General features: G+C 71.2%; 24 protein-coding genes. 12 read left to right on the top strand and 12 right to left on the bottom strand.

Annotated features, from left to right (window positions below; all coding sequences use genetic code 11):
* Positions 1-9 precede the first annotated feature (9 nt).
* A complete protein-coding gene (locus tag ACFXJ5_RS22630; protein ID WP_384633829.1) occupies positions 10-1,563 on the bottom strand; it encodes a S8 family serine peptidase in 1,554 nt (517 codons plus the stop codon).
* A 302-nt stretch (positions 1,564-1,865) separates the two neighbouring features.
* On the opposite strand from ACFXJ5_RS22630, the gene ACFXJ5_RS22625 reads away from it, so the two are divergent.
* The 3 genes from ACFXJ5_RS22625 to moaA all read left to right on the top strand — a co-directional run bounded on the left by ACFXJ5_RS22625 (position 1,866) and on the right by moaA (position 4,985).
* Complete coding sequence (locus ACFXJ5_RS22625) at positions 1,866-2,222, top strand: DUF485 domain-containing protein (protein ID WP_384633826.1); 357 nt, start codon at positions 1,866-1,868, stop codon at positions 2,220-2,222.
* Complete coding sequence (locus ACFXJ5_RS22620) at positions 2,219-3,871, top strand: cation acetate symporter (protein WP_384633823.1); 1,653 nt, start codon at positions 2,219-2,221, stop codon at positions 3,869-3,871. The genes ACFXJ5_RS22625 and ACFXJ5_RS22620 overlap by 4 nt, the downstream gene beginning before the upstream one ends.
* Before the next feature lie 124 nt (positions 3,872-3,995).
* Positions 3,996-4,985, top strand: a complete 990-nt coding sequence (moaA, locus tag ACFXJ5_RS22615; protein WP_384633820.1) for a GTP 3',8-cyclase MoaA — start codon at positions 3,996-3,998, stop codon at positions 4,983-4,985.
* On the opposite strand, the gene ACFXJ5_RS22610 is transcribed toward moaA, so the two are convergent.
* Positions 4,968-5,189 carry a hypothetical protein gene (locus tag ACFXJ5_RS22610; RefSeq protein WP_384633817.1) on the bottom strand — a complete coding sequence of 74 codons (222 nt, stop codon included), beginning with the start codon at positions 5,187-5,189 and terminating at the stop codon, positions 4,968-4,970. The two genes, moaA and ACFXJ5_RS22610, sit on opposite strands and share 18 nt — an antisense overlap.
* Positions 5,190-5,365: 176 nt before the next feature.
* Positions 5,366-5,737 carry a DUF3099 domain-containing protein gene (locus tag ACFXJ5_RS22605; protein WP_384633814.1) on the bottom strand — a complete coding sequence of 124 codons (372 nt, stop codon included), beginning with the start codon at positions 5,735-5,737 and terminating at the stop codon, positions 5,366-5,368.
* 225 nt (positions 5,738-5,962) lie between these two features.
* Here ACFXJ5_RS22605 and ACFXJ5_RS22600 point away from each other — a divergent pair, with 225 nt between their 5' ends.
* The gene (locus ACFXJ5_RS22600) at positions 5,963-6,238 is read left to right on the top strand and encodes a GlsB/YeaQ/YmgE family stress response membrane protein (RefSeq protein ID WP_384633812.1); all 276 of its coding nucleotides are present in this window, start codon (positions 5,963-5,965) and stop codon (positions 6,236-6,238) included.
* A gap of 6 nt (positions 6,239-6,244) precedes the next feature.
* Here the strand turns inward: ACFXJ5_RS22600 and ACFXJ5_RS22595 are convergent, their stop codons facing one another.
* The 3 genes from ACFXJ5_RS22595 to ACFXJ5_RS22585 form a co-directional block, all read right to left on the bottom strand.
* A complete protein-coding gene (locus ACFXJ5_RS22595; protein WP_384633809.1) occupies positions 6,245-6,796 on the bottom strand; it encodes an RNA 2'-phosphotransferase in 552 nt (183 codons plus the stop codon).
* A 5-nt stretch (positions 6,797-6,801) separates the two neighbouring features.
* A complete protein-coding gene (locus tag ACFXJ5_RS22590; RefSeq protein WP_384633806.1) occupies positions 6,802-8,196 on the bottom strand; it encodes a metallopeptidase TldD-related protein in 1,395 nt (464 codons plus the stop codon).
* Positions 8,197-8,269: 73 nt separating this feature from the next.
* On the bottom strand, positions 8,270-9,793 hold the full coding sequence (locus ACFXJ5_RS22585; RefSeq protein ID WP_384633803.1) for a TldD/PmbA family protein: 1,524 nt from the start codon (positions 9,791-9,793) through the stop codon (positions 8,270-8,272).
* 202 nt (positions 9,794-9,995) lie between these two features.
* Here ACFXJ5_RS22585 and fabG point away from each other — a divergent pair, with 202 nt between their 5' ends.
* From fabG to ACFXJ5_RS22570, 3 genes are all read left to right on the top strand, one after another.
* Positions 9,996-10,700 (top strand): 3-oxoacyl-[acyl-carrier-protein] reductase, encoded by a 705-nt coding sequence (fabG, locus tag ACFXJ5_RS22580; protein WP_384633800.1) that lies wholly within the window; start codon positions 9,996-9,998, stop codon positions 10,698-10,700.
* Positions 10,701-10,705: 5 nt separating this feature from the next.
* The gene (gene fabI, locus ACFXJ5_RS22575) at positions 10,706-11,485 is read left to right on the top strand and encodes an enoyl-ACP reductase FabI (RefSeq protein WP_384633797.1); all 780 of its coding nucleotides are present in this window, start codon (positions 10,706-10,708) and stop codon (positions 11,483-11,485) included.
* 287 nt (positions 11,486-11,772) lie between these two features.
* A complete protein-coding gene (locus tag ACFXJ5_RS22570; protein WP_384633794.1) occupies positions 11,773-12,084 on the top strand; it encodes a hypothetical protein in 312 nt (103 codons plus the stop codon).
* On the opposite strand, the gene ACFXJ5_RS22565 is transcribed toward ACFXJ5_RS22570, so the two are convergent.
* Positions 12,065-12,745 (bottom strand): FadR/GntR family transcriptional regulator, encoded by a 681-nt coding sequence (locus tag ACFXJ5_RS22565; RefSeq protein WP_384633791.1) that lies wholly within the window; start codon positions 12,743-12,745, stop codon positions 12,065-12,067. The genes ACFXJ5_RS22570 and ACFXJ5_RS22565 overlap by 20 nt on opposite strands.
* Before the next feature lie 37 nt (positions 12,746-12,782).
* Here ACFXJ5_RS22565 and ACFXJ5_RS22560 point away from each other — a divergent pair, with 37 nt between their 5' ends.
* The 4 genes from ACFXJ5_RS22560 (at position 12,783) to ACFXJ5_RS22545 (ending at position 15,160) form a co-directional block, all read left to right on the top strand.
* A complete protein-coding gene (locus tag ACFXJ5_RS22560; RefSeq protein ID WP_384633788.1) occupies positions 12,783-14,030 on the top strand; it encodes a CynX/NimT family MFS transporter in 1,248 nt (415 codons plus the stop codon).
* A gap of 55 nt (positions 14,031-14,085) precedes the next feature.
* Positions 14,086-14,208 (top strand): SGM_5486 family transporter-associated protein, encoded by a 123-nt coding sequence (locus tag ACFXJ5_RS22555; protein WP_384633785.1) that lies wholly within the window; start codon positions 14,086-14,088, stop codon positions 14,206-14,208.
* Between the two features lie 153 nt (positions 14,209-14,361).
* Complete coding sequence (locus tag ACFXJ5_RS22550) at positions 14,362-14,574, top strand: hypothetical protein (protein WP_384633782.1); 213 nt, start codon at positions 14,362-14,364, stop codon at positions 14,572-14,574.
* A 64-nt stretch (positions 14,575-14,638) separates the two neighbouring features.
* Positions 14,639-15,160: a SixA phosphatase family protein gene (locus ACFXJ5_RS22545; RefSeq protein WP_384633779.1), complete on the top strand. Its 522-nt coding sequence runs from the start codon at positions 14,639-14,641 to the stop codon at positions 15,158-15,160.
* 18 nt (positions 15,161-15,178) lie between these two features.
* On the opposite strand, the gene serB is transcribed toward ACFXJ5_RS22545, so the two are convergent.
* Both serB and ACFXJ5_RS22535 read right to left on the bottom strand, forming a co-directional pair.
* A complete protein-coding gene (gene serB / locus ACFXJ5_RS22540; protein WP_384633776.1) occupies positions 15,179-16,405 on the bottom strand; it encodes a phosphoserine phosphatase SerB in 1,227 nt (408 codons plus the stop codon).
* Positions 16,406-16,472: 67 nt separating this feature from the next.
* A complete protein-coding gene (locus ACFXJ5_RS22535; RefSeq protein WP_384633773.1) occupies positions 16,473-17,957 on the bottom strand; it encodes a streptophobe family protein in 1,485 nt (494 codons plus the stop codon).
* A 291-nt stretch (positions 17,958-18,248) separates the two neighbouring features.
* On the opposite strand from ACFXJ5_RS22535, the gene ACFXJ5_RS22530 reads away from it, so the two are divergent.
* Positions 18,249-20,831, top strand: coding sequence for an FHA domain-containing protein (locus ACFXJ5_RS22530; RefSeq protein WP_384633770.1), 2,583 nt, complete (start codon positions 18,249-18,251; stop codon positions 20,829-20,831).
* 90 nt (positions 20,832-20,921) lie between these two features.
* On the opposite strand, the gene ACFXJ5_RS22525 is transcribed toward ACFXJ5_RS22530, so the two are convergent.
* From ACFXJ5_RS22525 to ACFXJ5_RS22515, 3 genes are all read right to left on the bottom strand, one after another.
* On the bottom strand, positions 20,922-21,614 hold the full coding sequence (locus ACFXJ5_RS22525) for an aggregation-promoting factor C-terminal-like domain-containing protein (protein WP_384633766.1): 693 nt from the start codon (positions 21,612-21,614) through the stop codon (positions 20,922-20,924).
* Between the two features lie 344 nt (positions 21,615-21,958).
* Entirely contained in the window at positions 21,959-23,008 is a 1,050-nt protein-coding gene (locus ACFXJ5_RS22520) for an S-adenosylmethionine:tRNA ribosyltransferase-isomerase (protein WP_384633763.1), read from the bottom strand.
* Complete coding sequence (locus ACFXJ5_RS22515) at positions 23,005-23,712, bottom strand: SDR family NAD(P)-dependent oxidoreductase (RefSeq protein WP_384633760.1); 708 nt, start codon at positions 23,710-23,712, stop codon at positions 23,005-23,007. Before ACFXJ5_RS22515 ends, ACFXJ5_RS22520 begins: the two co-directional genes overlap by 4 nt.
* Positions 23,713-23,794: the final 82 nt, after the last annotated feature.

Below are 23,794 nucleotides of genomic sequence, written 5' to 3'. Positions count from 1 at the left end.
GCAGGCGGCCTACTTCCCGGTCACCGCGGCGAGCGCGTCGACGATGCCGGAGCCGTAGAAGCTGTTGACGCTCTTGCCCGTGGTGCAGGTGGAGTCCTCGACGCCGTTGCCGTCGGGGTCGTAGATCCCGGTCGGGCAGCCGGGGTTGTCGGCCTCGGCCTTGAGGATCCGCAGCACCTGCGCCGGGGTGGCGTGCGGGTGCGTGCTCTTCACCAGCGCCGCGACGGCGGCCACGTGCGGGCTCGCCATCGAGGTGCCCTGCAGGTAGCCGTACGTGTTGTCCGGCAGGGTGGACAGGATCCGGCCGTTGGCGTCCGGGGTGTCCGGGATCTGGTACTTGTCACCGCCGGGGGCGGCGACGTCGATGACCCCGAGGCCGTAACTGGAGTAGTACGACTTGAGGTTCTGCACGCCCGTCGCGGAAACGGTCGCGACGCCCGGCAGTTGGGTCGGGATGTCGAAGCACTTGTGCGGGTCGACGGTGCGGGTGACCGCGGTCGAGTCGTCCGGGCTGGAGGCGTCGACGATCGCGTGGGAGTCGAGGTCGTCGTTGGAGTTGCCGGCCGACGCGACGTTGAGGACGCCCTTGCTCTGCGAGTAGAGCGAGGCCCGGTTGACGGCGTCGACGATGGCCAGCTGGTCGGGATCGTCGAGGCAGTTGTAGAGCCACGGGTCGATGTAGTAGCTGTTGTTGGTGATCTCGACGCCGTGGTCGGCGGCGAAGACGAAGGCGCAGACCACGCTCTCCGGGTAGAAGAGCTGGGTGACCGGGTCGGCCACCTTGATGGAGGCGACCTTCACGCCCGGGGCGACCCCGGCGACACCGATGCCGTTGCGGGCGGCGGCGATCTCACCGGCCACGTGGGTGCCATGGTAGTTGGCGGAGGTGTACGGGCGCCAGGCTCCGTAGCTCGTGTCCGCCACGCCGCCGACGCAGTTCGCGGACTGCGAGGCGGAGAAGTTGGCGGTCAGGTCCGGGTGGGTGTCGTCGACGCCCACATCGAGGACGGCGACGGTGACCTTGCTGCTGCCCGGGTTGATCTTGGCGGCCTTGTCGGCGCCGATGGCCCGCAGATCCCACTGGTTGGCCTCGAGCGGTTCCTGACCGTCGGCGGCCTGGGAGGTGGCCTTGGCCACCTCGGCTGCGGTGAGCACCTCAGGCGCGCCCTCGTCCGTCGTCGAGGCCGCCGAGAGCGCGGCGGTGCGGGTCGCGCCGGCCGTCTGAACCCCGCGCACCTTGCGGATCGTCGGGCCGAAGTCGGGGTTCGCCGAGTGGACGACGATGACGCCGATCTTGTCGTAGCTGGTGACGACCTCGCCGCCGGCCGCGGCTATCGCGCGCTCGACGGACTTGATGGTGGAGCGGTCGGGCCTGGTGTTCACCACGTACGACAGCAGCGGTCCGTCGGCCGCCGCCGCCGTGGTCGTCGTGCTGCCGGTCGTCGCTGCCGAGGCCGAGTTGGGCAGCAGCACCAGCGCGCTCGCCAGCGCGAAGCCGATGGGTATCGCGAGCGCGCGGCGCCGTCTCGGACGCCACCCCGGCCGGTTAACCAGCGGAACCATGGGTTCTCCAATCGTCCAGCGACCCGTCCGGTGGCAGGGTTGCCTTTGGACGGGTACATGACCATGGAAACTAGCGCTGGTCAGAGGGTGCCTTCAATGGATCCCGGCGGAAAGCTCGGATTCCATTTCGTACAGAGGTTCGTGACGGGGGCTCGAAAGAGGGCCAGTTTTCAATTACCGCCCCCTGTCGAAGCCTGTTGCCCGGCCTTTACCATGCGCGAGTCCGATCTTTACGTGACGCACCTCACGTCACGCACTCCCGCACGCCGCCGCCACACCCGCTCCGCCCCACAGGAGGAACCGTGGATTCCGCACGACCCTCAGGCACCTCCAGCACCTCCGGCCCACCGACCCCGGCCTCCTACTCCGCGGTCGAAGCGAGCTCGGAGTTCGTCCAACTCCGGCGCTCGTACCGCAACTTCACCTTCCCCGTCACGGTGGCCTTCATCGCCTGGTACCTGCTGTACGTGGTGTTGTCGAGCTACGCGGACTCCTTCATGGGCACCAAGATCGTCGGCAATATCAATGTCGCTTTCGTCCTGGGACTCGCGCAGTTCGTCACCACCTTCCTCATCGCGTGGCTTTACTCCCGCTATGCCAACGCCAAGCTCGACCCGGGCGCCGCAGCGCTCAAGAGCCGTCTGGAGGAAGCCGAATGAGCGCGCCGCTGATCACCGCCCAGGACACGGTCCCGCTCGCGGCGGCCGTCGCGAGCGAACACCGCACCCTGATCATCAGCCTCTTCGCGGTCTTCGTCCTGGCCACCCTCGCCATCACCGTCTGGGCCGGCCGCCAGACCAAGGACGCCACCGACTTCTACGCCGGCGGCCGCTCCTTCACCGGCTTCCAGAACGGCCTGGCGATCTCCGGCGACTACATGTCCGCCGCCTCGTTCCTCGGCATCGCCGGCGCCATCGCCCTGGTCGGCTACGACGGCTTCCTCTACTCCATCGGCTTCCTGGTCGCCTGGCTGGTCGCCCTGCTCCTGGTCGCCGAACCGCTGCGCAACTCCGGCCGCTTCACCATGGCCGACGTCCTGGCCTTCCGGCTGAAGCAGCGCCCGGTCCGTACGGCGGCCGGCACCTCCACCATCGTCGTCTCGATCTTCTATCTGCTGGCCCAGATGGTCGGTGCGGGCGCGCTCGTCTCGCTGCTGCTCGGGGTCACCGGCGACGGGCCGAAGCGGCTGATCGTCGCGCTCGTCGGCATCGTCATGGTCCTCTACGTCACCATCGGCGGCATGAAGGGCACCACCTGGGTCCAGATCATCAAGGCCGTGCTGCTGATCCTCGGCACCCTGCTGATCACGATCCTGGTGCTCAACAAGTTCAACTGGAACATCTCCTCGCTGCTCGGCGCCGCCGCCGAAAAGAGCGGCCAGGGCTCGAAGTTCCTGGAGCCGGGCCTGAAATACGGCATCGACGGCACCAGTAAGATCAACTTCATCTCGCTCGGCCTCGCCCTCGTCCTGGGCACCGCCGGTCTGCCGCACATCCTGGTGCGCTTCTACACGGTCCCGACCGCCAAGGCCGCCCGTAAGTCGGTGAACTGGGCGATCGGCATCATCGGCGTCTTCTACCTGATGACCATCGCGCTCGGCTTCGGCGCCGCCGCCCTGGTCGGCGCGGCGAAGATCACCGCCGTCGACAAGTCCGGCAACACCGCCGCCCCGCAACTCGCCGAGGCCGTGGGCGGCGGCGCGGGCTCCACCTGGGGCGCGATCCTGCTGGCGGTGATCTCGGCGGTCGCCTTCGCGACCATCCTCGCCGTGGTCGCGGGGCTCACCCTGGCCTCGTCCGCCTCCTTCGCCCACGACCTGTGGGCCAATGTGATCCGCAAGGGGGAGTCGGGGGAGAAGGACGAGCAGAAGGAGGTCGTCGTCGCCAAGATCGCGGCGGTCGTGATCGGCGCGGTGGCGATCGTCCTCGGCATGTACGCCACCAAACTCAACGCGGCCGCCCTGGTCGCCCTCGCCTTCGCGGTCGCGGCCTCCGCCAACCTCCCGACCATCCTCTACAGCCTCTACTGGAAGGGCTTCAAAACTCAGGGCGCGACCTGGTCCATCTACGGCGGCCTCATCTCCGCCGTGGGCCTGGTGATCTTCTCCCCGGTGGTCTCCGGCTCGCCCGAGGCCCTCTTCTCCGGCAGCGACTTCCACTGGTTCCCGCTGACCAACCCCGGCATCGTCTCCATTCCGCTGGGCTTCGTCCTCGGCTGGCTCGGCACGGTCCTGTCCCGCGAGGAGGCCGACATCGAGAAGTACAAGGAACTGGAGGTACGCGCCCTCACCGGCGCCGGCGCACATTGATCACCGCTGATCACCGCGCGGCAATATCAACAGACTGTTGAATGTCGGACCCGTCACGTAGGCTTCAGAACTACGGGGCGGGTCCTGCCGCACCCAGGACCCCCAACCCTGCGGGAGGCGACACATGCTGATCGACACGTATGGACGCGTCGCCACAGATCTTCGCGTCTCGCTCACCGACCGCTGCAACCTGCGGTGTACGTACTGCATGCCCGAGGAAGGCCTGCAGTGGCTCGCCAAGCCCGAACTGCTGACCGATGACGAAATCGTCCGGATGGTACGGATCGCCGTCACCGACCTCGGCGTCAAGGACGTCCGCTTCACCGGCGGCGAGCCGCTGCTGCGCCCCGGCATCGTCGGCATCGTCGAGCGCTGCGCCGCCCTGGAACCCCGCCCCAAGATATCGCTGACCACCAACGGCATCGGCCTGCAGCGCACCGCCGCCGCGCTGCGCGACGCGGGCCTGGACCGGGTCAACGTCTCCCTCGACACCCTGCGCCCGGAGGTCTTCCAGGCCCTCACCCGCCGCAAGCGCCACCACGACGTCATAGGCGGCCTCGAGGCCGCGCGGGCAGTCGGCCTCGCCCCCGTCAAGGTCAACACGGTGCTGATGCGTGGTGTCAACGACGACGAGGCCCCCGACCTGCTGCAGTGGGCCGTCGACAACGACTACGAGCTGCGCTTCATCGAGCAGATGCCGCTCGACGCCCAGCACGGCTGGCAGCGCAGCGACATGGTCACCGCCGAGGAGATCCTCGACAGCCTCCGCACCCGCTTCGACCTCACCCCCGAGCCCGACGAGGCCCGTGGACACGCCCCCGCCGAGCGCTGGCTGGTCGACGGCGGCCCCGCCCGGGTCGGCGTGATCGCCTCCGTCACCCGCCCCTTCTGCCGCGCCTGCGACCGCACCCGGCTCACCGCCGACGGCCAGGTCCGCAACTGCCTCTTCGCCCGCGAGGAGTCCGACCTGCGCGGCGCGCTGCGGTCCGGGGCGTCCGACGCGGAGATCGCCGACCTCTGGAAGGTCGCCATGTGGGGCAAGAAGGCCGGCTCCGGGCTCGACGACCCGACCTTCCTGCAGCCCGAGCGCCCCATGTCAGCGATCGGCGGCTGACGCCTCCCACTCGTCGAGGGCGACCACGTCCTTGAGGAACCCGCGCATATCCAGGAACTGCGAGAGATGCTCGCGGTGTTCCTCGCACGCCAGCCAGGTCTTCCGCCGCTCCGGCGTGTGGATCTTGGGGTTGTTCCAGGCCAGCACCCACACAGCGGTGGTGCGGCAGCCTTTGGCCGAGCAGATCGGCGCGTCATCAGTCACAAGGACCAGTAAACATGGCGACGCCGGGCAGCCACGGGGGGAGCCGCCCGGCGTCGGTCCGTCGCTCCGACGGGGGATGCGGAGCGCGTACGAAGTATGTCACGCGGACACCCCGGCAGTGCAGGGGATCCCCATGATTGATCTGAGCTTTTCTTGAGCTTACGCATTGGTACGGATCAAGTCTGGCCGGTGTGCGGCGCGGTCTTCTCCTCCGCGACCGGCTCCTCCGGAAGGTTCTCCGCTTCGTCCTCGCCGGGCCCCAGCATCGGCCGTACCGGCGGGTGAATGAAGGTCGACGGGAGCTTCGGCGCGTTCTCCCGGCCCGCGTTGGCGACCACCACCGCGACGTACGGCAGCAGAAGCCCCAGAGCCAGTGCGATCCAGCCCAGCGGCCGCGACACGTTCCACAGCGCGACGAAAAGGATGAACGACACGGTGCGCACCGACATGGAAATGATGTACCGACGCTGCCTGCCCCGGACATCGTCCGTCAGCCCCGCCCTGGCCCCCGTGATCCGGAAGACCTCCGCATGGCTGTGCTTCCGCATCACGTCCACCACCCGCTCGACCCGCCGGATGCATCCTGGTCCGGACAACCTCCACGGTACGCCGCGAGTCCGCCGCATTCGAGACCGGGGCCGCACCGTCTGTGACGCCGCCACCCCCGCCGTACGGCGTACGGACGCACCCGGCATGCGGCGTATGCCACCCCCACGCAGACTGGCGCTACGGGCGGCCATATCGGTCGTCGACGTGCGAGGAGGCGAACGGCCGTGAGCTGGTTGTGGGCGATCATCGTCGGGTTGGTCCTGGGGTTGCTCGCGAAGGCGATCCTTCCGGGGAAGCAGAACATCCCGCTGTGGCTGACGACGATCTACGGCATCCTGGGCAGCATCCTCGGCAATGCGGTCGCCGGGTGGATCGGCATCGCGGAGACCAAGGGCATCGACTGGGGCCGCCACGCCCTCCAACTCGCCGGAGCGGTGCTCATCGTGGCCCTGGGCACCCCGTTGTGGGCCGCGATCCGAGGGCAGCGGAAGACCGCCTGAACGGGCTCACCCGGTGTGCTGCCGCAGGTGTGCGGGCGGTATGCGATCGGTGAGCCAGACTCCGTTGGCGCTGAGCCGGAAGACGTGGCCGTCGGCGGCCAGGGCGGCGGCGTCGACGACCAGCACCACGGGGCGGCCGTGGCGTGAGCCCACGCGCACGGCCGTTTCGACGTCCGCCGAGAGGTGGACGTCCTGGCGGGACATGGGTTTGAGGCCCTCCCGGAGAACGAGGGGCAGGGTGGTGCTCGCGGTGCCGTGGTAGAGCACGGGGGGCGGCTCGGCGGAGGCGAGGCCGAGGTCGACCTCGACCGAGTGGCCCTGGCTGGCGCGGATCCGCAGACCGTCGTCGGAGTAGGCGAAGCGCCTCTTGTTGTTGGTCGCCACGACGTGGTCCAGCTCGGCCCGCGAGAAGCGCCGGCCGGCCCGGGCGGACGCGGCGATGAGCTCGTCCACGTCCACCCAGCCGCCCTCGTCGAGGACGATGCCGATCGCCGCCGGATCGTGCCGCAGTACGCGCGACAGGAACTTCGACGTCCGGACCGTCCGCTTTTCGTCCACCGCCGCTAGACCCCCTGACTGACCGAGCTCATGTTGAAGTCCGGCACCCGCATCGCCGGGAACGCGGCCCGCGTGAACCAGTCGCTCCACTCGCGCGGCAGCGTCCGCTCCGTACGGCCCACCTCCGTGACCCGCCCCAGCAGGTCGACCGGCGACTCGTTGAACCGGAAGTTGTTGACGGCGCCCGTCACCTCGCCGTTCTCCACCAGGTAGACGCCGTCCCGGGTGAGGCCGGTGAGCAGCAGCGTGGCCGGGTCCACCTCGCGGATGTACCACAGGCACGTGAGCAGCAGCCCGCGCTCGGTGTCGGCGACCAGCTCCTCCAGCGACCGCTTGCCGCCGCCGTCGAGCAGCAGGTTGCCGACGCCGGGGGCGACGGGGAGGCCGGTGAGGGAGGCGCTGTGCCGGGTGGTGAGCAGCCGCTCCAGAACCCCGTCGCGCAGCCAGTCCGTCGGCCCGACGGGCAGCCCGTTGTCGAAGACCGACGACGCGTCGCCGGAGGAGTGCGCGATCACGAAGGGCGCCGACTCCAGGCCGGGCTCGGCCGGGTCGCTGCGCAGGGTCAGCGGCAGTTCGGAGAGCTTCTCGCCGACCCGGGTGCCGCCACCGGGCCTGCTGAAGACCGTGCGGCCCTCGTGGGCGTCCCGGGCCGCCGCCGACCACTGCTGGTAGATCACCAGGTCGGCCACGGCGGACGGCGGCAGCAGCGTCTCGTACCGCCCCGCCGGGAGCTCGACCCGGCGCTCGGCCCAGGCGAGCCGCTGGGCCAGCTCCGCGTCGAGCGCGCCGGGGTCGACGTCCTTGAAGTCCCGGGTGGCCGCGCCGGCCCAGGCCGAGCGGGACAGGTCCTCGGACTTCGCGTTGAGCTCCAGCGTGCCGCTCGGCTGGTCGTGGCGCAGCCGCAGCCCGGTCGAGGTCCCCAGATAGGTGGAGGTCACCGAGTGGTACGCGAAGCCGTACAGCCGCCGGCCGCCGGCCCGCGCGGTCGCGAAGGCCTCTCCCAGCGCCGGGGCGAAGGCCGCGAAGACCTCCGACGAGGTCTCGGCGGGCCCCTCCGTGAAGTGCGGGGAGGCCGGAACGCCCTCGACCAGCGGCTGGGCGTCCTCCGCGGGACCCGCGTCCCGGGCGGCCGCCTCCGCCGCCCGCACCAGCGGTTCCAGCTCGTCGTCGGTCACCGCGGCCCGCGACACGACACCCGAGGCGGTGCCCTGCGCGCCGTTCACCGTCGCGATGACGGTCAGGGTGCGGCCCCGGGTCACGCCGTTCGTGGTCAGGGCGTTGCCCGCCCAGCGCAGGTTGGCGGAGGACTCCTCGTCGGCGATGACGACGGTGCCGTCGGCGCGGGACAGCTCAAGAGCGCGCTCGACGATCTCGTGCGGGGCATTGACGCGAGGGCTCACGCACACCCCTCGCTTCGCTCGGGTCGGCCTTCGCCCGGGACGCACCTTTTGATTGTTCGCTCGCTTCGCTCACTCATCGACCCGCCTCCTGCGTGGTGTTGAGGATGTTGACGCCGCGGAACAGCGCGGAGGGGCAGCCGTGCGACACGGCCGCGACCTGCCCCGGCTGGGCCTTGCCGCAGTTGAAGGCGCCGCCGAGGACGTATGTCTCCGGGCCGCCGACCGCCTCCATCGAGCCCCAGAAATCGGTGGTGGTGGCCTGGTAGGCGACATCGCGGAGCTGCCCGGCCAGCCGCCCGTTCTCGATCCGGAAGAAACGCTGCCCGGTGAACTGGAAGTTGTAGCGCTGCATGTCGATCGACCACGACCGGTCGCCGACGATGTAGATGCCGCGCTCCACGCCGCCGATCAGCTCCTGCGTCGACGGGCCGTCCGGCGCGGGCCGCAGCGACACGTTCGCCATCCGCTGCACCGGCACATGCCCGGGGGAGTCCGCGTAGGCGCAGCCGTTGGACCGCTCGAAGCCGGTCAGCTTCGCGATCCGGCGGTCCAGCTGGTACCCGACGAGCGTGCCGTCCTTCACCAGGTCCCAGGACTGCCCGGCCACGCCCTCGTCGTCGTACCCGATGGTCGCCAGGCCGTGCTCGGCCGTCCGGTCGCCGGTCACATTCAGCTGCTCGGAGCCGTACTTGAGCTTGCCGAGCTGGTCGAAGGTCGCGAAGGAGGTGCCCGCGTACGCCGCTTCGTAGCCCAGCGCGCGGTCCAGCTCCGTCGCGTGCCCGATCGACTCATGGATCGTCAGCCACAGGTTGGAGGGGTCCACCACGAGGTCGTACGCGCCCGCCTCCACCGCCGGCGCCCGCATCTTCTCCGCCAGCAGTCCGGGGATCTCCGCCAGCTCGGCGTCCCAGTCCCACCCGGTGCCGGTCAGGTACTCCCAGCCGCGTCCGACCGGCGGCGCCAGCGTCCGCATCGAGTCGAACTCACCGGACGTGGGGTCGACCGCGACCGCGGTGAGCACCGGATGGACCCGCACCCGCTGCTGCGTGGTGGTCGTGCCCGCCGTGTCCGCGTAGAACTTGTTCTCATGGACCGTCATCAGCGACGCGTCCACATGCGACACGCCGTCCGCCGCGAGCAGCCGTCCGCTCCACTCCGCGAGCAACCCGGTCTTGTCGGCATCCGGCACGTCGAAGGGATCGGTCTCGTACGCCGAGATCCACACCTTGTCCGCGTGCACCGGCTCCGCGGCCAGCTCGACCCGCTCGTCCGAACCGGCCGCCGCGATGACCTTCGCCGAGAGCTTCGCCATGGCCACCGCCTGCCCGGCCACCCGCGCCGCGGCGTCCATCGTCAGGTCCACGCCGGACGCGAACCCCCAGGCCCCGCCGTGCACCACCCGCACCGCGTACCCCGCGTCCGTGTCGTCCGACGAGCCCGAGGGCTTGCCGTCCCGCAGCCGCCACGACGCGCTGCGCACCCGCTCGAAGCGGAAGTCCGCGTGATCGGCCCCCAGCGCACGGGCCCTGGCCAGCGCCGCGTCGGCCAGCGCGCGCAACGGCAGCGCCAGAAATGACTGATCGATCTCATGGGGCACGGCGGCCTCCCCTTCTCGCCCACGCGACATGTCGACAGCTTCCCGAAGTGAATCATGCCGCTACGACAATCCGGCCGCCTCGGCATTTCTGTAGAGACTCGACAGTGAGTCGCACAACCCCCTGTCGAGGGTCGATTCTCCGTACCGGCCCGTAGACCGATAACTTCGAGGTAAGCCAGACGACTATCGAAAGGGTGATCCGTTGAGCCGCTCGGTTCTCGTCACCGGAGGAAACCGGGGCATCGGCCTCGCCATCGCCCGCGCCTTCGCCGACGCCGGCGACAAAGTCGCCATCACATACCGCTCGGGAGAGCCGCCGGCCGGCTTCCTGGCCGTCAAGTGCGACATCACCGACTCCGAGCAGGTCGAGCAGGCATTCAAGGAGATCGAGGCCGAGCAGGGCGCGGTCGAGGTGCTGGTCGCCAACGCCGGTGTCACCCGCGACCAGTTGCTGCTGCGGATGACCGACGAGGACTTCACTTCGGTCCTGGACACCAACCTCACCGGCACCTTCCGGGTGGTCAAGGCCGCCACGAAGAAGATGCTGCGGGCCCGAAAGGGACGGATCGTCCTCATCTCCTCGGTGGTCGGGCTCCTCGGCTCCGCGGGCCAGGCCAACTACGCCGCCTCCAAGGCCGGTCTGGTCGGCTTCGCGCGCTCCGTCGCCCGTGAGCTCGGCTCGCGCAACATCACCGTCAACGTCGTCGCGCCCGGCTTCGTCGACACCGACATGACCCGCGTGCTCACCGACGAGCAGCGCAAGGGCATCGTCGCGCAGGTCCCGCTGGGCCGCTACGCCCAGCCCGAGGAGATCGCCTCCTCGGTCCGCTTCCTCGCATCCGACGAGGCCGCATACATCACCGGAGCCGTCATTCCCGTCGACGGCGGATTGGGCATGGGTCACTGAGCACCATGAGTGGAATCCTCGCAGGCAAGCGCATCCTGGTCACCGGAGTCCTCACCGACTCCTCGATCGCCTTCCACGTCGCGAAGCTCGCCCAGGAGGAGGGCGCGGAGGTCGTCCTCACCGGCTTCGGCCGGCTGAGCCTCGTCGAGCGCATCTCCAAGCGCCTGCCGAAGCCGGCCCCGGTCATCGAGCTCGACGTCCAGAACAAGGAGCACCTCGACGGCCTCGCCGCCAAGGTCTCCGAGCACATCGGCGAGGGCATCAACCTCGACGGCGTCGTGCACTCCATCGGCTTCGCCCCGCAGGACGCGCTCGGCGGCAACTTCCTCAACACCGAGTGGCCGTCCGTGGCCACCGCGGTCGAGGTCTCCGCGTACTCGCTCAAGTCGCTGACCATGGCCCTGCTGCCGCTGCTGGAGCAGCGCGGCGGTTCCGTCGTCGGCATGGACTTCGACGCGCAGGTCGCCTGGCCGAAGTACGACTGGATGGGCGTCGCCAAGGCCGCTCTCGAGTCGACCTCGCGCTACCTCGCCCGCGACCTCGGCGAGAAGAACATCCGCTGCAACCTCATCTCCGCCGGTCCCATCAAGTCCATGGCCGCCAAGTCCATCCCCGGCTTCGAGGACCTCGCCAACGTCTGGGACTCCCGCGCCCCCCTCAAGTGGGACCTCAGCGACCCCGAGCCCGCCGCCCGCGGCGTCGTCGCCCTCCTCTCGGACTGGTTCCCCAAGACGACCGGGGAGATCGTCCACGTCGACGGCGGCCTGCACGCCATCGGCGCGTAGCGGCTGCGGTGCGCCGGACGCGGCGGCACTACCCGGATGCCGTGAGGCCGTTTCGGGTGGGCCGCCGACGGACGGAGTCCGGCGCAGCCGTCCGAAGCCGGAGAGGCCCCCATGGGGCCGAGCCGTGCGAGGGCGGCGAAGGGAATCGGGTCGACGGGGGAGATCGTCCACGTCGACGGCGGGCTGCACGCCATCGGCGCGTAGCGGCTGTTCGCCCGGTTCTGGATTCGCCCGTTCGGGCGACCAGAACTGGGCGTTGTGCGTGGTGGGGGGCACACGATGAGGGCATGGCGCGCACCTCGGCAGTCCTGGTCCTGACCGCGATAGCCGCCCTCGCGGCGGCGTACGCATGTCCGTCCGCTCATGCCGACACCGGCTGCAGTACGCATGTGCAGGGGAGCCTGGGGGTGGCGGTGTGCCACAACCCGGACCCGCGCAATGATCATGTGCAGCTGCACATCGAGTGCCGGCGATGGTGGGATCCGGACGTGGACGGGCGGCCGCTGGAGATCGGCCCGGCCCAGACGGTGACGATGGGCGACCGGTGCTGGAAGGAGATCCAGAAGATCTGGGTCACCATCACGCAGGGGGAACGCTGAAGCACCAGCTGAAGGCGTGGCCGGCCGCTTCCGTCGCGGCGGTGTCGCCGTCGCCGGCCCGGATCGCCTCGACCAGCCGGGCGTGGTCGACGTACTGCTCGGGCCGCAGTTCCTCGCCGACGTCCGCCCGCAGGAAGGCGCGCAGGACCTGGCCCAGGTCCGCGTAGAGCTCGGCGAGGACGGGGTTGTGGGAGGCCGCGACGACCGCCAGGTGCAGGGTGGCGTCGGCCTCCACGAAGGCGTCGGCGTCGCCGGACTCCCAGGCGCGCTCGCGGCGGTCGAGGGCGGCGTCCAGGTTCGCGAGGTCCCGCTCGGTACGCCGCTGGGCGGCAAGCCGCGCCGCCGAGGCCTCCAGGGCGCTGCGCAGTTCGCTGACGTGCCCCGTCTCGGCGTCGGCGAAGCGGCGGTGCATGACCCCGGCGAGCTCGCTGGTCGCCAGGACGTAGGTGCCGGAGCCCTGCCGGATGTCGAGGAGCCCGTTGTGGGCGAGGGCGCGGACCGCCTCGCGCACGGTGTTCCTGGCCACCCCGAGCTGCTCGACGAGCTGCTGTTCGGTCGGAATGCGCGAGCCGACCGGCCACTCGCCGGAGGTGATCTGGGCGCGCAGCTGCGCGATCACCTGGTCGGCGAGCGCGGAACGCCGGGGTGAGGTCAGCGGCATGGACTCTCCCTTCCCATATTCATCCCATGATTCTACGATGACAGCCATGCGTACCGACAAAGCCACGACCGCGGTCGTGCCCCCGCCGCACACCGCCCGCGTACGCACCCGCGGAGCCACCGCCATCATCGTCGTCTCGTTGGTGCTGGCCGCGCTCAACCTACGCCCCGCCATCACCGGCCTCGGCGCCGTCCTGGAGGAGGTACGCGGCGACCTCGGCATGAGCGGCACCGTCGCCGGCCTGCTCACCTCCGTCCCCGTGCTGTGCTTCGCCGTGTTCGGCGTGGCCGCGCCCCGCCTGGCCCGCCGCTTCGGGGCGGCCGCCGTCATCTGCGCCGGGATGGCGGTCATCGCGCTCGGCCTGGGCCTGCGCCCCTTCGCCGGGAGCACCGCGCTCTTCCTCGCCGCCAGCGCCGTCGCCCTGGCCGGCATCGCGGTCACCAACGTCCTGATGCCCGTCATCGTCAAGCGGTACTTCCCGGACCGCGTCGGCGCCATGACCGGCCTCTACTCCATGGCCCTGACCCTCGGCGCCGGGCTCGGCTCCGCGATCACCGTCCCGCTGGCCGACGCCGCGGGTGGCAGCTGGCGCTTCGGCCTGGGCGCCTGGGCCCTGGTCGCGGCTGTGGCGGTGCTGCCGTGGCTGGTGATGCTCGTACGGGACCGGTCCGGGGACGCCGCCCCGCCCCGGGTGGCCGCCACGGCCGTACGGATCACCAGGAGCCGTACCGCGTGGGCGCTCGCGATCTTCTTCGGCCTCCAGGCCATCAGCGCGTACGTCGCCATGGGCTGGCTGCCGCAGATCTTCCGCGACGCCGGGGTCCCGGCCGGCACCGCGGGTGTGCTGTCCGCCGTGACCATGAGCATGGGCGTACCGCTGTCCTTCGTCCTCCCCGCCCTCGCCGGCCGGATGCGGCACCAGGGCTCGCTCGCCGTCGCCCTCGGCGCCTTCGGGGTGGCCGGGTACGCCGGGCTGTGGCTCGCCCCGGCCGCCGCGCCCTGGGTCTGGGCGGTCCTGCTCGGGGTCGCCAACTCCACCTTCCCCCTCGTGCTCACCCTGATCGGGATGCGCTCGCGCACTCCCTCGGGCGTGGTCCGGCTGTCCGCCTTCGCCCAGTGCACCGGCTACCTCATCACCGTGCCCGGGCCCATCCTGGTCGGCGCCCTCTACCAGTCCAGCGGCGGCTGGGGCCTGCCCATCGGCCTCATGATGGCGCTGCTGGTGCCGCAGACCGTGGCCGGTGTCGTCGCCGGCCGCGACCGCTTCGTCGAGGACGAGCTGTGACCCGGGTGGAAGACCCCGGTAACAGCCGGATCCGGCCCGGTGCGAAACTGAGTGCATGCCCGTACTTGAGCCGGATCCGCCGACGCCCCAGAAGAAGCTTCTCCTCCTCTTCGGCCTGATGATGGCCGTCCCGGCGGTCGTCGCGGTGGTCGCGATCATCGCCGCCAGACTCGGCTGACCCTCAGACCGGGGTAGGGACAACCCCACCACCCCTAGGGGGCCAGGGTCAGGGTGCAGTGGGTGGACCACCGGATGGGACCGCAATCCCCGCTTCCGTAGCGTCGTAGTGCAGTCACAGCCAGCACCTCGGCCCTTCACGGAGGCGGTCCCCGTGTCCTCGCAGATGTTCCACCCCCAGACGGCGCGGCAGGCCCAGACCCGTCTCCCCTGGTGGGCCGTCGCGCTGCCCGCCCTCGCCTTCGCCGCGCTTCTGGCGCTGGTCGCGGCCCCGGCCCATGCCGACCCGTCCGCCGCCGAGCCGCTGGTCCACCTCCTCGGCCGGATCACGCAGGCGATCCCCGACCTCGTACGGCAGGTGCTGTGAGCACCGGGGAGGGCCTTGGCCACACCTCGCGCCTGATGGCTGGTTTTCTGGAAAGCTGATGGGCATGAGCGAAGCTGCATCGCCCCGCCGGATCGTCCTGCTCCGGCACGCAAAGGCCGACTGGCCCGCCGTACCCGATCACGAGCGGCCCCTCGCAGAGCGTGGCCGCAAGGACGCGCCCGCCGCCGGACGCCGGCTCGCGGACCTGGGCATACCCTTCGACCTGGCCCTCTGCTCCTCCTCCGCCCGCACCCGCGAAACGTGGAAGCTGGCCGCGCACGAACTGTCGCACCGGCCAAGGACCGTCTACGAGGAGCGGCTCTACGACGCCACCCTCGGCGACCTCCTGGCGCTTTTGGCCGAAACTCCCGACGACATCGACGATGTGCTCGTCATCGGCCACAATCCCGGCATGCACGCCCTCGCGGACGCCCTCGCCGGCCAGGCCGACGGCGACACCCTGACCCGCCTCAGCCGCGGCGGCTTCCCCACCGCCGCGCTCGCGGTTCTGACGTTCTCCGGCTCCTGGAAGTCGGTGGAACACGGCGTCGCCCGGCTCACGGACTACTGGGCCCCGCACGAGTAGGGCGCGGCGCGCGCCGGTTCAGCCGGCGGCGCCGTCCAGCTCGTCGGCGGACTCGACCTCTTCGCGGGTCACGCCCAGCAGGTAGAGCACGGTGTCCAGGAAGGGCACGTTGACGGCGGTGTCGGCCGCCTGCCGGACGACCGGCTTGGCGTTGAAGGCGACGCCGAGCCCGGCGGCGTTGAGCATGTCGAGGTCGTTCGCCCCGTCGCCGATGGCGACGGTCTGCCCGAGCGGCACGCCCGCCTGCTCCGCGAAGCGCCGCAGCAGGCGGGCCTTGCCGGCCCGGTCGACGAGCTCGCCGGTGACCCGGCCCGTGAGCTTGCCGTCGATGATCTCCAGGGTGTTGGCGGCGGCGAAGTCGAGCCCCAGCCGCTCCTTGAGGTCGTCGGTGACCTGCGTGAAGCCGCCGGAGACGACGCCCACCTGGTAGCCGAGCCGCTTGAGCGTACGGATCAGGGTCCGCGCCCCGGCCGTCAGCCGGACCTCGGCCCTGACCTTGTCGACGACGGACTCGTCGAGCCCCGCCAGCAGCGCGACCCGGGCGTGCAGCGACTGCTCGAAGTCCAGCTCACCGCGCATCGCGGCGGCCGTGATCTCGGCGACCTTCTCCCCGGCCCCGGCCCCGGCGTGGGCGGCGAAGAGCTCGATGACCTCGTCCTGGATGACCGTGGAGTCCACGTCCATGACGATCAGCCGCTGGGCCCGCCGGTGCAGTCCGGCCGCGACGACGGCGATGTCGACGCCGCGCGCGTGCGCCTCGACGGACAGGGCCGGCCGCAGGGTGTCCGTGGCGACGCCCGAGACCGCGAACTCGACCGCCGTCACCGGGTACTTCGCGAGCCGGAAGATCCGGTCGATGTTGCCACCGGCCTCGGTGATGGTGGCCGCTATGGCGGCCGTCGCCTCGGCGGTGAGCGGGTGGCCCAGCACCGTCACATGGGAACGGCCCTCACCGCGCGGCCGGTTGTCGCCGATGCCGGAGATGATCTCCGCCTGAAGCTTCAGGGACTCGGCCCAGCTGTGCACGGTCGACCGCAGCTCGCCCTCCAGGCCCCGCCCGGACGGCATGGTCACCAGCGCGCAGAGCACGATGCGGCCCCGCGTGACGACCTGCTCGATGTCCACCACGTCCACACCGAACGCGGCCAGTGTGTCGAAGAGCCCGGCGGTGATGCCCGGCCGGTCCTTGCCGAAGATCTTGACCAGGAGGGTCGGCACATTGACGGTCTGCGATACGTCGTTCATGGTGACACCACCGTATCGGGCTCCGCTCGGGCCGCGACACGCCGTCCCGGGTGGCGGACAGCCCAGGTCAGCCCGGGGTCGGCGGCTGTTCCTTGTACGGATTGGGCTCGTCCTCGCCCGGCCGGTAGACCGGGCTCGGGATGTAAGGCCCCGGCTGGTACGCGATGCCCGGATACGTACGCGACGAGTCACCGCCGACAGCCTCCACCGGCCCCCGCCCCCGCTCCGGCCCCCGCTCCGGCCCCCGCCCCGGCCCCGGCCCCCGCGCATACGGCGCCGCCCGCCGCCCCGCCGCCCCCGTGGCCAGCGCCAGCAGCGCCCCCACGCCGCCCGCCGCCCCGCCCCAGGCGGCACCGAGAAGCAGCGCCGGCGGCAGGCTGCCGTGCAGGGCGAGCCCGGCACCGACGGCGTTGAAACCGAAGACCGACAGGTTGGCGTCGACCGACACCCCGGTCAGCCACACCAGCAGCGGGAAGGCGGCCGCCGTGACCACCGCCAGCCGCAGCGCGCACCGCCCGGCGTAACCGGCCCCGGTGGTCCCCCACCGCGGGGTGCGGGCGGCGGCCAGCACCCCGGCCGCCAGCAGCATGACCGCCGCCGCCACCGTGAGCAGCCACGCCCTGTGGTCCAGCTCGGCCAGCCGCCCGGGGGTGATGGGTTGGCCGGCCTTCCCGGACAGCAACCGGTTCAGCGGATCCGGCAGCGCCTGCGCCAGCTCACCGGTCGCGGTGCCCGTCCACCGTACGAACAGCCCCAGCGGCACCGCGAGCCACACCCCGTTGGGGGCGCCCAGCAGCGCGGCCCCCATGATCCGGCCGGGGTGGTCGTCGGTGAGGGCCGCATAGCCCGCCGCCGCGAAACCGGCCGCCACCGCGAGCAGCAGCACCCCGTAGAGCGCCGACGCCGCCGGCCGGACCACCCGGTGCAGCGCCGTCAGCCCGTGCGGCAGCGGCGTACGGCGGGACACCAGCAGCGCGATCACCAGCACCCCCAGCACCCAGCCGAGGCCCCCGAGCAGCGAGCGGACGGTGTCGACGTGGAAGCCCACCGAGGTCTTGGTGCCGATCGCGTCCCCCAGCCCGTTCTGCAGCTGGTCGAGCAGTCCGCCGCCGCCGCTCGTGCCACCGCCGCCCGTGACCGACGCCCCGTCAATGGCGATGGTGTCCTGCCCCGCCCAGGCGAGGCCGCCGAGCAGCGCGACGAACAGCACCACCACCGCCCCTGCCCGCGCGGCCAACTGGCTGCCCGGGATCTCCGCGCCCGCCCCACGCAGCGACCGCAGAAAGACCCACCCCAAGGGCAACGCCCCGACCAGCCCGACCCCCAACGGCACGATGTCGATGGCCGCCTGCGCCCCGGCCCCGCCCAGCCCGAACACCGAGACGTCGCCGGACGGGCTGACCCGGCCCCCCACGGCCATCGCCACCACCGCCGCGGTCATCGGACCCAGCGACCCCGCCGTGTCCGCGCCGAGCAGATGCAGGCCGAGGGCGGCGGTGCCGGCCATCGCCAGAAAGCCCCAACTCACCGCCGCTATCGCGGAAAACAGCACTCCACCCCAAGAAATCGCAGGTGAATGTGGTGTGGAGGTTTGCGCGCTCATCCCGGCCCCCCGAGGTGCGGTTGTCCCGATCGGTCATGATCAGGACCGTTACGCGTGTGGTTACCACTCTCCGGTGGTGTTTCTCCGCCGTCAACGCCGCCTCCACCGCGTAGTTCGCGAAGTTCGTCCTCGGCGGGTTCCGGTACGAAGAGACCGCCTGGAATAGTTCCTCCCGCTGTTGGCAATCCCTAGACTCCCCTCAGCGGGGATGACTCGGGGGACGACTTTGTGGGGCTTGGGGTGCCTGAACTCGTACTGGAATTGAACGGACAGACCTGGACGCTCGATCCATCCAGGTCATACAGCCTCGGCCGAGATCCGCAGGCTGACATCGTCTTCGAGGACGCCAGGGTCTCCTGGCGGCACGCCACCATCCGCTGGGGCGGCACCGGTTGGCTCTTCGAGGACCTCGGGAGCACCAACGGCACCTTCGTACAGGGGCAGCGGGCGGCGCAGGCCGTCGAGGTCGGCCCGGGCTCCGCGGTCAGCCTCGGCAATGCCACCGACGGCCCGCGGCTCAACTTCACCGGCGTACGGCAGCAGGCCGGCGCCGACCTCTACAGCGCCGAGACCGCGCTCGCCCAGCCGCCGCAGGCGCGACCCGCGGCGCAGCCGGCCGGATACGCGGCGGCCCAGCCGGCCGTCGCCGCCCAGCAGGCCCCGGCCCCGGCCTGGGGCGCACCGCCTGCGCAGCAGTCCGTACCGCCGCAGTCCGGCGGTTGGGGCGGCCGGCCCCAGGCCCAACAGCCCCAGCAGGCGCCCGCGTCGACCGGCGCGGCCGGCGGCGCCGGCGCACCGCCGGTCTACGGCGAGCGCAGCCCCACCACCTTCCACCAGCTCGCCCTCGGCCACGTCATGCGCATCGGCCGTGCGCTGGAGAACGAGCTGGTCGTCTCCGACCTGCAGGTCTCCCGCCACCACGCGGAATTCCGCGCGCACCCCGACGGCCGCTACGAGATCGTCGACCTGGGCAGCCACAACGGCACCTACGTCAACGGCCAGCCGGTCCAGCGTCATCTGCTCGACGCCGACGACATCGTGGGCGTCGGCCACTCCACCTTCCGGCTGGTCGGCAACCGGCTGGAGGAGTTCGTCGACACCGGCGAGGTCTCCTTCTCGGCCCGCCGCCTCACCGTGCGCGTGCCGCAGGGCAACACCACCAAGACCATCCTCAACGACGTCTCCTTCGGCGTCCCCGAGAAGTCGCTGGTCGCGGTCATCGGCCCGTCCGGCTCCGGCAAGTCCACCCTGCTGCGCGCCCTGACCGGCTACCGCCCCGCCGACGCGGGCGACGTGCTGTACGACAACCGCAACCTCTACAAGCAGTTCGCGGAGCTGCGCCAGCGCATCGGCCTGGTCCCGCAGGACGACATCCTGCACAAGGAGCTGTCGGTCCGCACCGCCCTGCGCTATGCGGCCAAGCTCCGCTTCCCCGGCGACACCAAGTCCGCCGAGCGCGAGTCCCGTATCGACGAGGTGCTGCGCGAGCTCAAGCTCGACATCCACGCCGACAAGCGCGTCACCTCCCTCTCGGGCGGCCAGCGCAAGCGCGTCTCCGTCGCCCTGGAGCTGCTCACCAAGCCGTCCCTGATCTTCCTGGACGAGCCCACCTCCGGCCTCGACCCGGGCATGGACCGGGACGTCATGAAGCTGCTGCGCGGCCTCGCCGACGACGGCCGTACGGTCCTGGTGGTCACCCACTCGGTGGCCGAGCTGGCGCTGTGCGACAAGCTCCTGGTGATGGCCCCGGGCGGCGCGGTCGCGTACTTCGGCCCGCCCGAGGAGGCGCTGAACTTCTTCGGCTACGACACCTGGGCCGACGTCTTCTCCGCCTTCGAGAACTACCGCGACTACGACTGGGCGGGCCGCTGGAAGGGCTCGCAGCACTACCAGATGTACGCAGCGGACCTCGACGCCGCTGCCCCCATGTCCGCGCCGGTCGTCCCGCAGCGGGCCGGCCGACCGCCCAAGCCGCAGAGCTGGGGGTCGCAGTTCGTCACGCTGGTGCGCCGGTATCTCTCGGTGATCGCCTCGGACAAGGGCTTCATAGGTCTGATGATCATCCTGCCCGCCGTGCTGGGCGTGGTGAGCATCGTCATCCCCACCGAGTTCGGGCTGGCCCCGCCGCCGAAGGGCAGGTTCAACAGCAACGCCGGCACCATCATGCTGATCCTCGCGGTCGGCGCCTGCTTCGCCGGGGCGGCGAACTCGGTCCGCGAGCTGATCAAGGAACGGGTCATCTACGAGCGCGAACGGGCCACCGGCCTGTCCCGCTCGGCCTACCTCATGTCCAAGGTGGTCGTGCTCGGCCTGATCACCGCCCTCCAGGGCGTCATCATCTGCGCGATCGGATTCAGCCGCCGCGAGCTCCCGCCCACCGGTGTCGTCCTGCACAGCCTGCCCGCCGTCGAGCTCGCCCTGCCGATCATGGGGCTCGGCTTCACCTCGATGATGTTCGGCCTGGTCATCTCGTCCCTGGTCAAGACCGCCGAGAAGACCATGCCGCTGCTGGTCATGTTCGCCATAGTCCAGGTCGTCTTCACCGGCGTGCTCTTCCAGATCTACGGCACGGTCGGTGTCGAGCAACTCGCCTGGCTGATGCCCTCCCGCTGGGCGGTGGCGGCGGCCGGCTCCACGCTGGACCTCGGCCACGTCATGCCGCCCTGGGACGGCCAGAACCCCAACAACACCGACCCGATGTGGGCGGCCACGGCGGGGCAGTGGGGCGTCAACATGACGGTCCTGCTCCTGATCGGCGCCGTCTGCGGCGTCCTGGTGCTGAGGCTGCTGCGCCGCCATGAGCCCGAGGTCATGCGCAAGTAGTGACCGCTGCGCGACGCCGAAGGGCGGCGGCTTCCCGGTGAGGGAAACCGCCGCCCTTCGTACGAGCGTCAGCAGGCCGAGCCGGTCGGCTCAGTACCAGCTGTGGGCCTGCCAGAAGGACCAGGCGCCACAGGGGCTGCCGTAGCGGCCGTTCATGTAGCTCAGGCCCCACTTGATCTGGGTGGCCGGGTTGGTGCGCCAGTCGGCGCCGGCGGAGGCCATCTTGGAGCCCGGCAGCGCCTGGACGAGGCCGTACGCGCCCGAGGAACCGTTGGTCGCCGAGGGATTCCAGCTGCTCTCGTGGCTGACGATGTTCGAGAAGCACTGGAACTGCGACGCGCTCATCATCGACGCGGCTATCTGCTGCGGCGTACCGCTCACGACCGCGCGGGCCGGCGACTTGGTGATCGCCTTGCGGACCTGGCTGCGGCTCGCGGCGGCAGCCTGGGCCTTGCGCTTGGAGGCAGCGGCGACGGCGGCCTCGTGCTTCTTCTTGGCGGCAGCGGCGGCAGCGGCCTTCTTCTTGGCAGCGGCGGCGGCGTCGGCCACGGCCTTCTTCTTCGCGGCGACGGCCTGGCTGCCGGCCTGGCCGGCGATGCTCTGCTGCTGAACGTTCGACGCGGGGGTCCAGTCGGCGACCTGCTGGGCAGCCACGGCCGTCCCGGCCGTCCCGGATACGCCGGTGATGGCCAGGACACCGGCACCTGCCGCGGCAACGCCGGCGGCGGAGTACTTGTGGACCTTGGTCAGACGGTTGAGCATCGGGATCGTGGGGACGTTCATGGGGGAGTTACCTCTTCCATTCGCGCGGTGCTCCGCTCTGCCCTTGGGCGCTGCCGTCAGGCAAAGAGAAGCGCCGCGTGTCGAACGCGGCGCGGAGCGACCCCGACATTGTTAGCGGCGGGAAAATCCCCTGGCAAAGATGCCCATTACTACCGAACGCCGTAGTTGCCCCCTAAACCAGACTCCCGCCGATGGCCTCCCACCTGGGCATGTAAGGGGGCTGTGAAGCTACTAATCCCGTTAGTAAGTGATCTGCGTCCCATGAGGCGCTTCACATGGGGGTGCCTCCGGCATCGCGCACTGCGACACCGGAGACACGCTCTGTGGCCGATTTGAGAGGCCCTTTACGGCAGCAGCAGGTTCACGTCCCCGAACTCGTGCCACAGGTAGCCCCCGGCCACAGCCGCCCCGTACACCCACTCGAGCAGCGCACCACCCGCCACCGCCTCCAGCATCAGCAGGTGGGACGCCTCGGGGTCGTGCAGCCCGGTCAGCAGACCGTCCACGGCCCGCACGCCGCGCTCCGGGGTGATCACCAGGTCCGTCCAGCCCTCCGCCGCCCGGACCCGCCCCCGGCCCGAGGTCGCCGACTCCAGGGCCCGCACCGCCGTCGTACCGACCGCCACCACCCGCCCGCCGCCCGCCCGGGCCGCGTTCACCAGCCACGCGGTGCTGGCCGGTACGGCGAAGCGCTCCGGGTACGGCGGCTCGTGGGCCTCCGCCGAGGCGACGCCGGTATGCAGCACGATCGGCGCGATCTGCACCCCCCGGCTCACCAGCTCCGTCACCAGCCCCGCCGTGAAGGGCCGCCCCGCGCTCGGCATCTCCGCCGAGCCCAGACCATCGGCCGACGGCACGGAGAAGACCGTCTGGTACGCCGCGAGCGGCTGGTCCCGCTCCGTGTAGCCGTACCGGATGGCCCGCCCGTAGCGCCCCAGGTACGCCGCCACGTCGGCCACCGACACCGCCGCCAGCCACAGCCGCTCCCCCCGCGCCGAGAGCGGCGCCAGCAGCGTCAGGCGCTCCCCGCCCGGCAGAGCCACGACGACCCCGGCGGGACCGCCCGCCCGGGGCAGGGTCGTACCCCGCGCGTCCGGCGTACGCAGCTCGACCGCCCACCGCCCGTCGTCCTGCCGGGTCGAGAAGTGCACGACCACCGGCTTCTCCCCGAGCCGCCCGTCCACCGCCGCAGGGAGCGTCCGCGACGTGTTCACCACCAGGACGTCGCCGGCCCGCAGCAGGCACGGCAGCTCACCGAAGCCGTGGTGCGAAACCTTCCCGGCGGCTCTGCGCCCGACCAGCAGCCGCACCGCGTCCCGCCCGCCGCCGCGCTTCTCCGCAGGTACCCGGGCCGACAACTCGGGCGGCACCCGAAGCCCCTCCATCACCGTCATCGCGCCCCCTCCAGCAGCGCCGGGGCGGAGTAGCGGCCGCTGCCCGCGCCCTCGTCGAGCAGCCCCAGCAGCGCCGGCACCACCGACTCCGGCGAGGCCCGGTCCGCGAAGTCCGGGTCGTCCGGTACGGCCGCCGCGTACAGCTCCGTACGCAGGTCGCCCGGGTCCACCGCCCACACGGCCAGCCCCGGCTCCTCCACCGCGAGCACCGCCGACAGCTGATCGAGGGCGGCCTTGGTCGCCCCGTAGCCGCCCCAGGTCTCGTACGCCTCCACGGCAGCGTCCGAGCTCACGTTGAGTACGGTCCCCGAACCCGACCGCAGCAGCGGCAGCGCCTCCTGCACCAGCGCCAGCGGAGCCACGACATTGGTCTCCAGTGCCGCCCGCAGGCCGGCCAGCGGCAGCTGGGCAAGTGCCACCAGCGGCTCGGCGCCCAGCGCGCTCGCGTTGTTGACCAGCAGGTCGAGGCCGCCGAACTCCCACGCGGCCGCCACCAGCTCGACCCGGTGCGCGGGCTCGGTGACATCGCCCGGCACCGCCGTCACCCCCGCCGCACCTTCCAGACCCTCCAGCTCGGCCGCCGCGGCCTTCAGCGCGTCCGCCGACCGTCCGTCGATCACCAGGTCCCAGCCGCGCGCCGCCAGCGCCGTCGCCAGCGCCCGCCCCAGTCCCCGTGATGCCCCAGTGATGATCGCTACCGGCATGGTTCAGTCCTCCAATGCCGCCGACCGGCCCCGTGCCGGACGACTGCCCTCACCGTAGGAACGCGGGCACCCCCAGCGCCTC

This window comes from Streptomyces sp. NPDC059373 (assembly GCF_042751495.1).
GTDB lineage: Bacteria > Actinomycetota > Actinomycetes > Streptomycetales > Streptomycetaceae > Actinacidiphila.
This window is presented reverse-complemented; position numbering and strand designations above follow the sequence as displayed.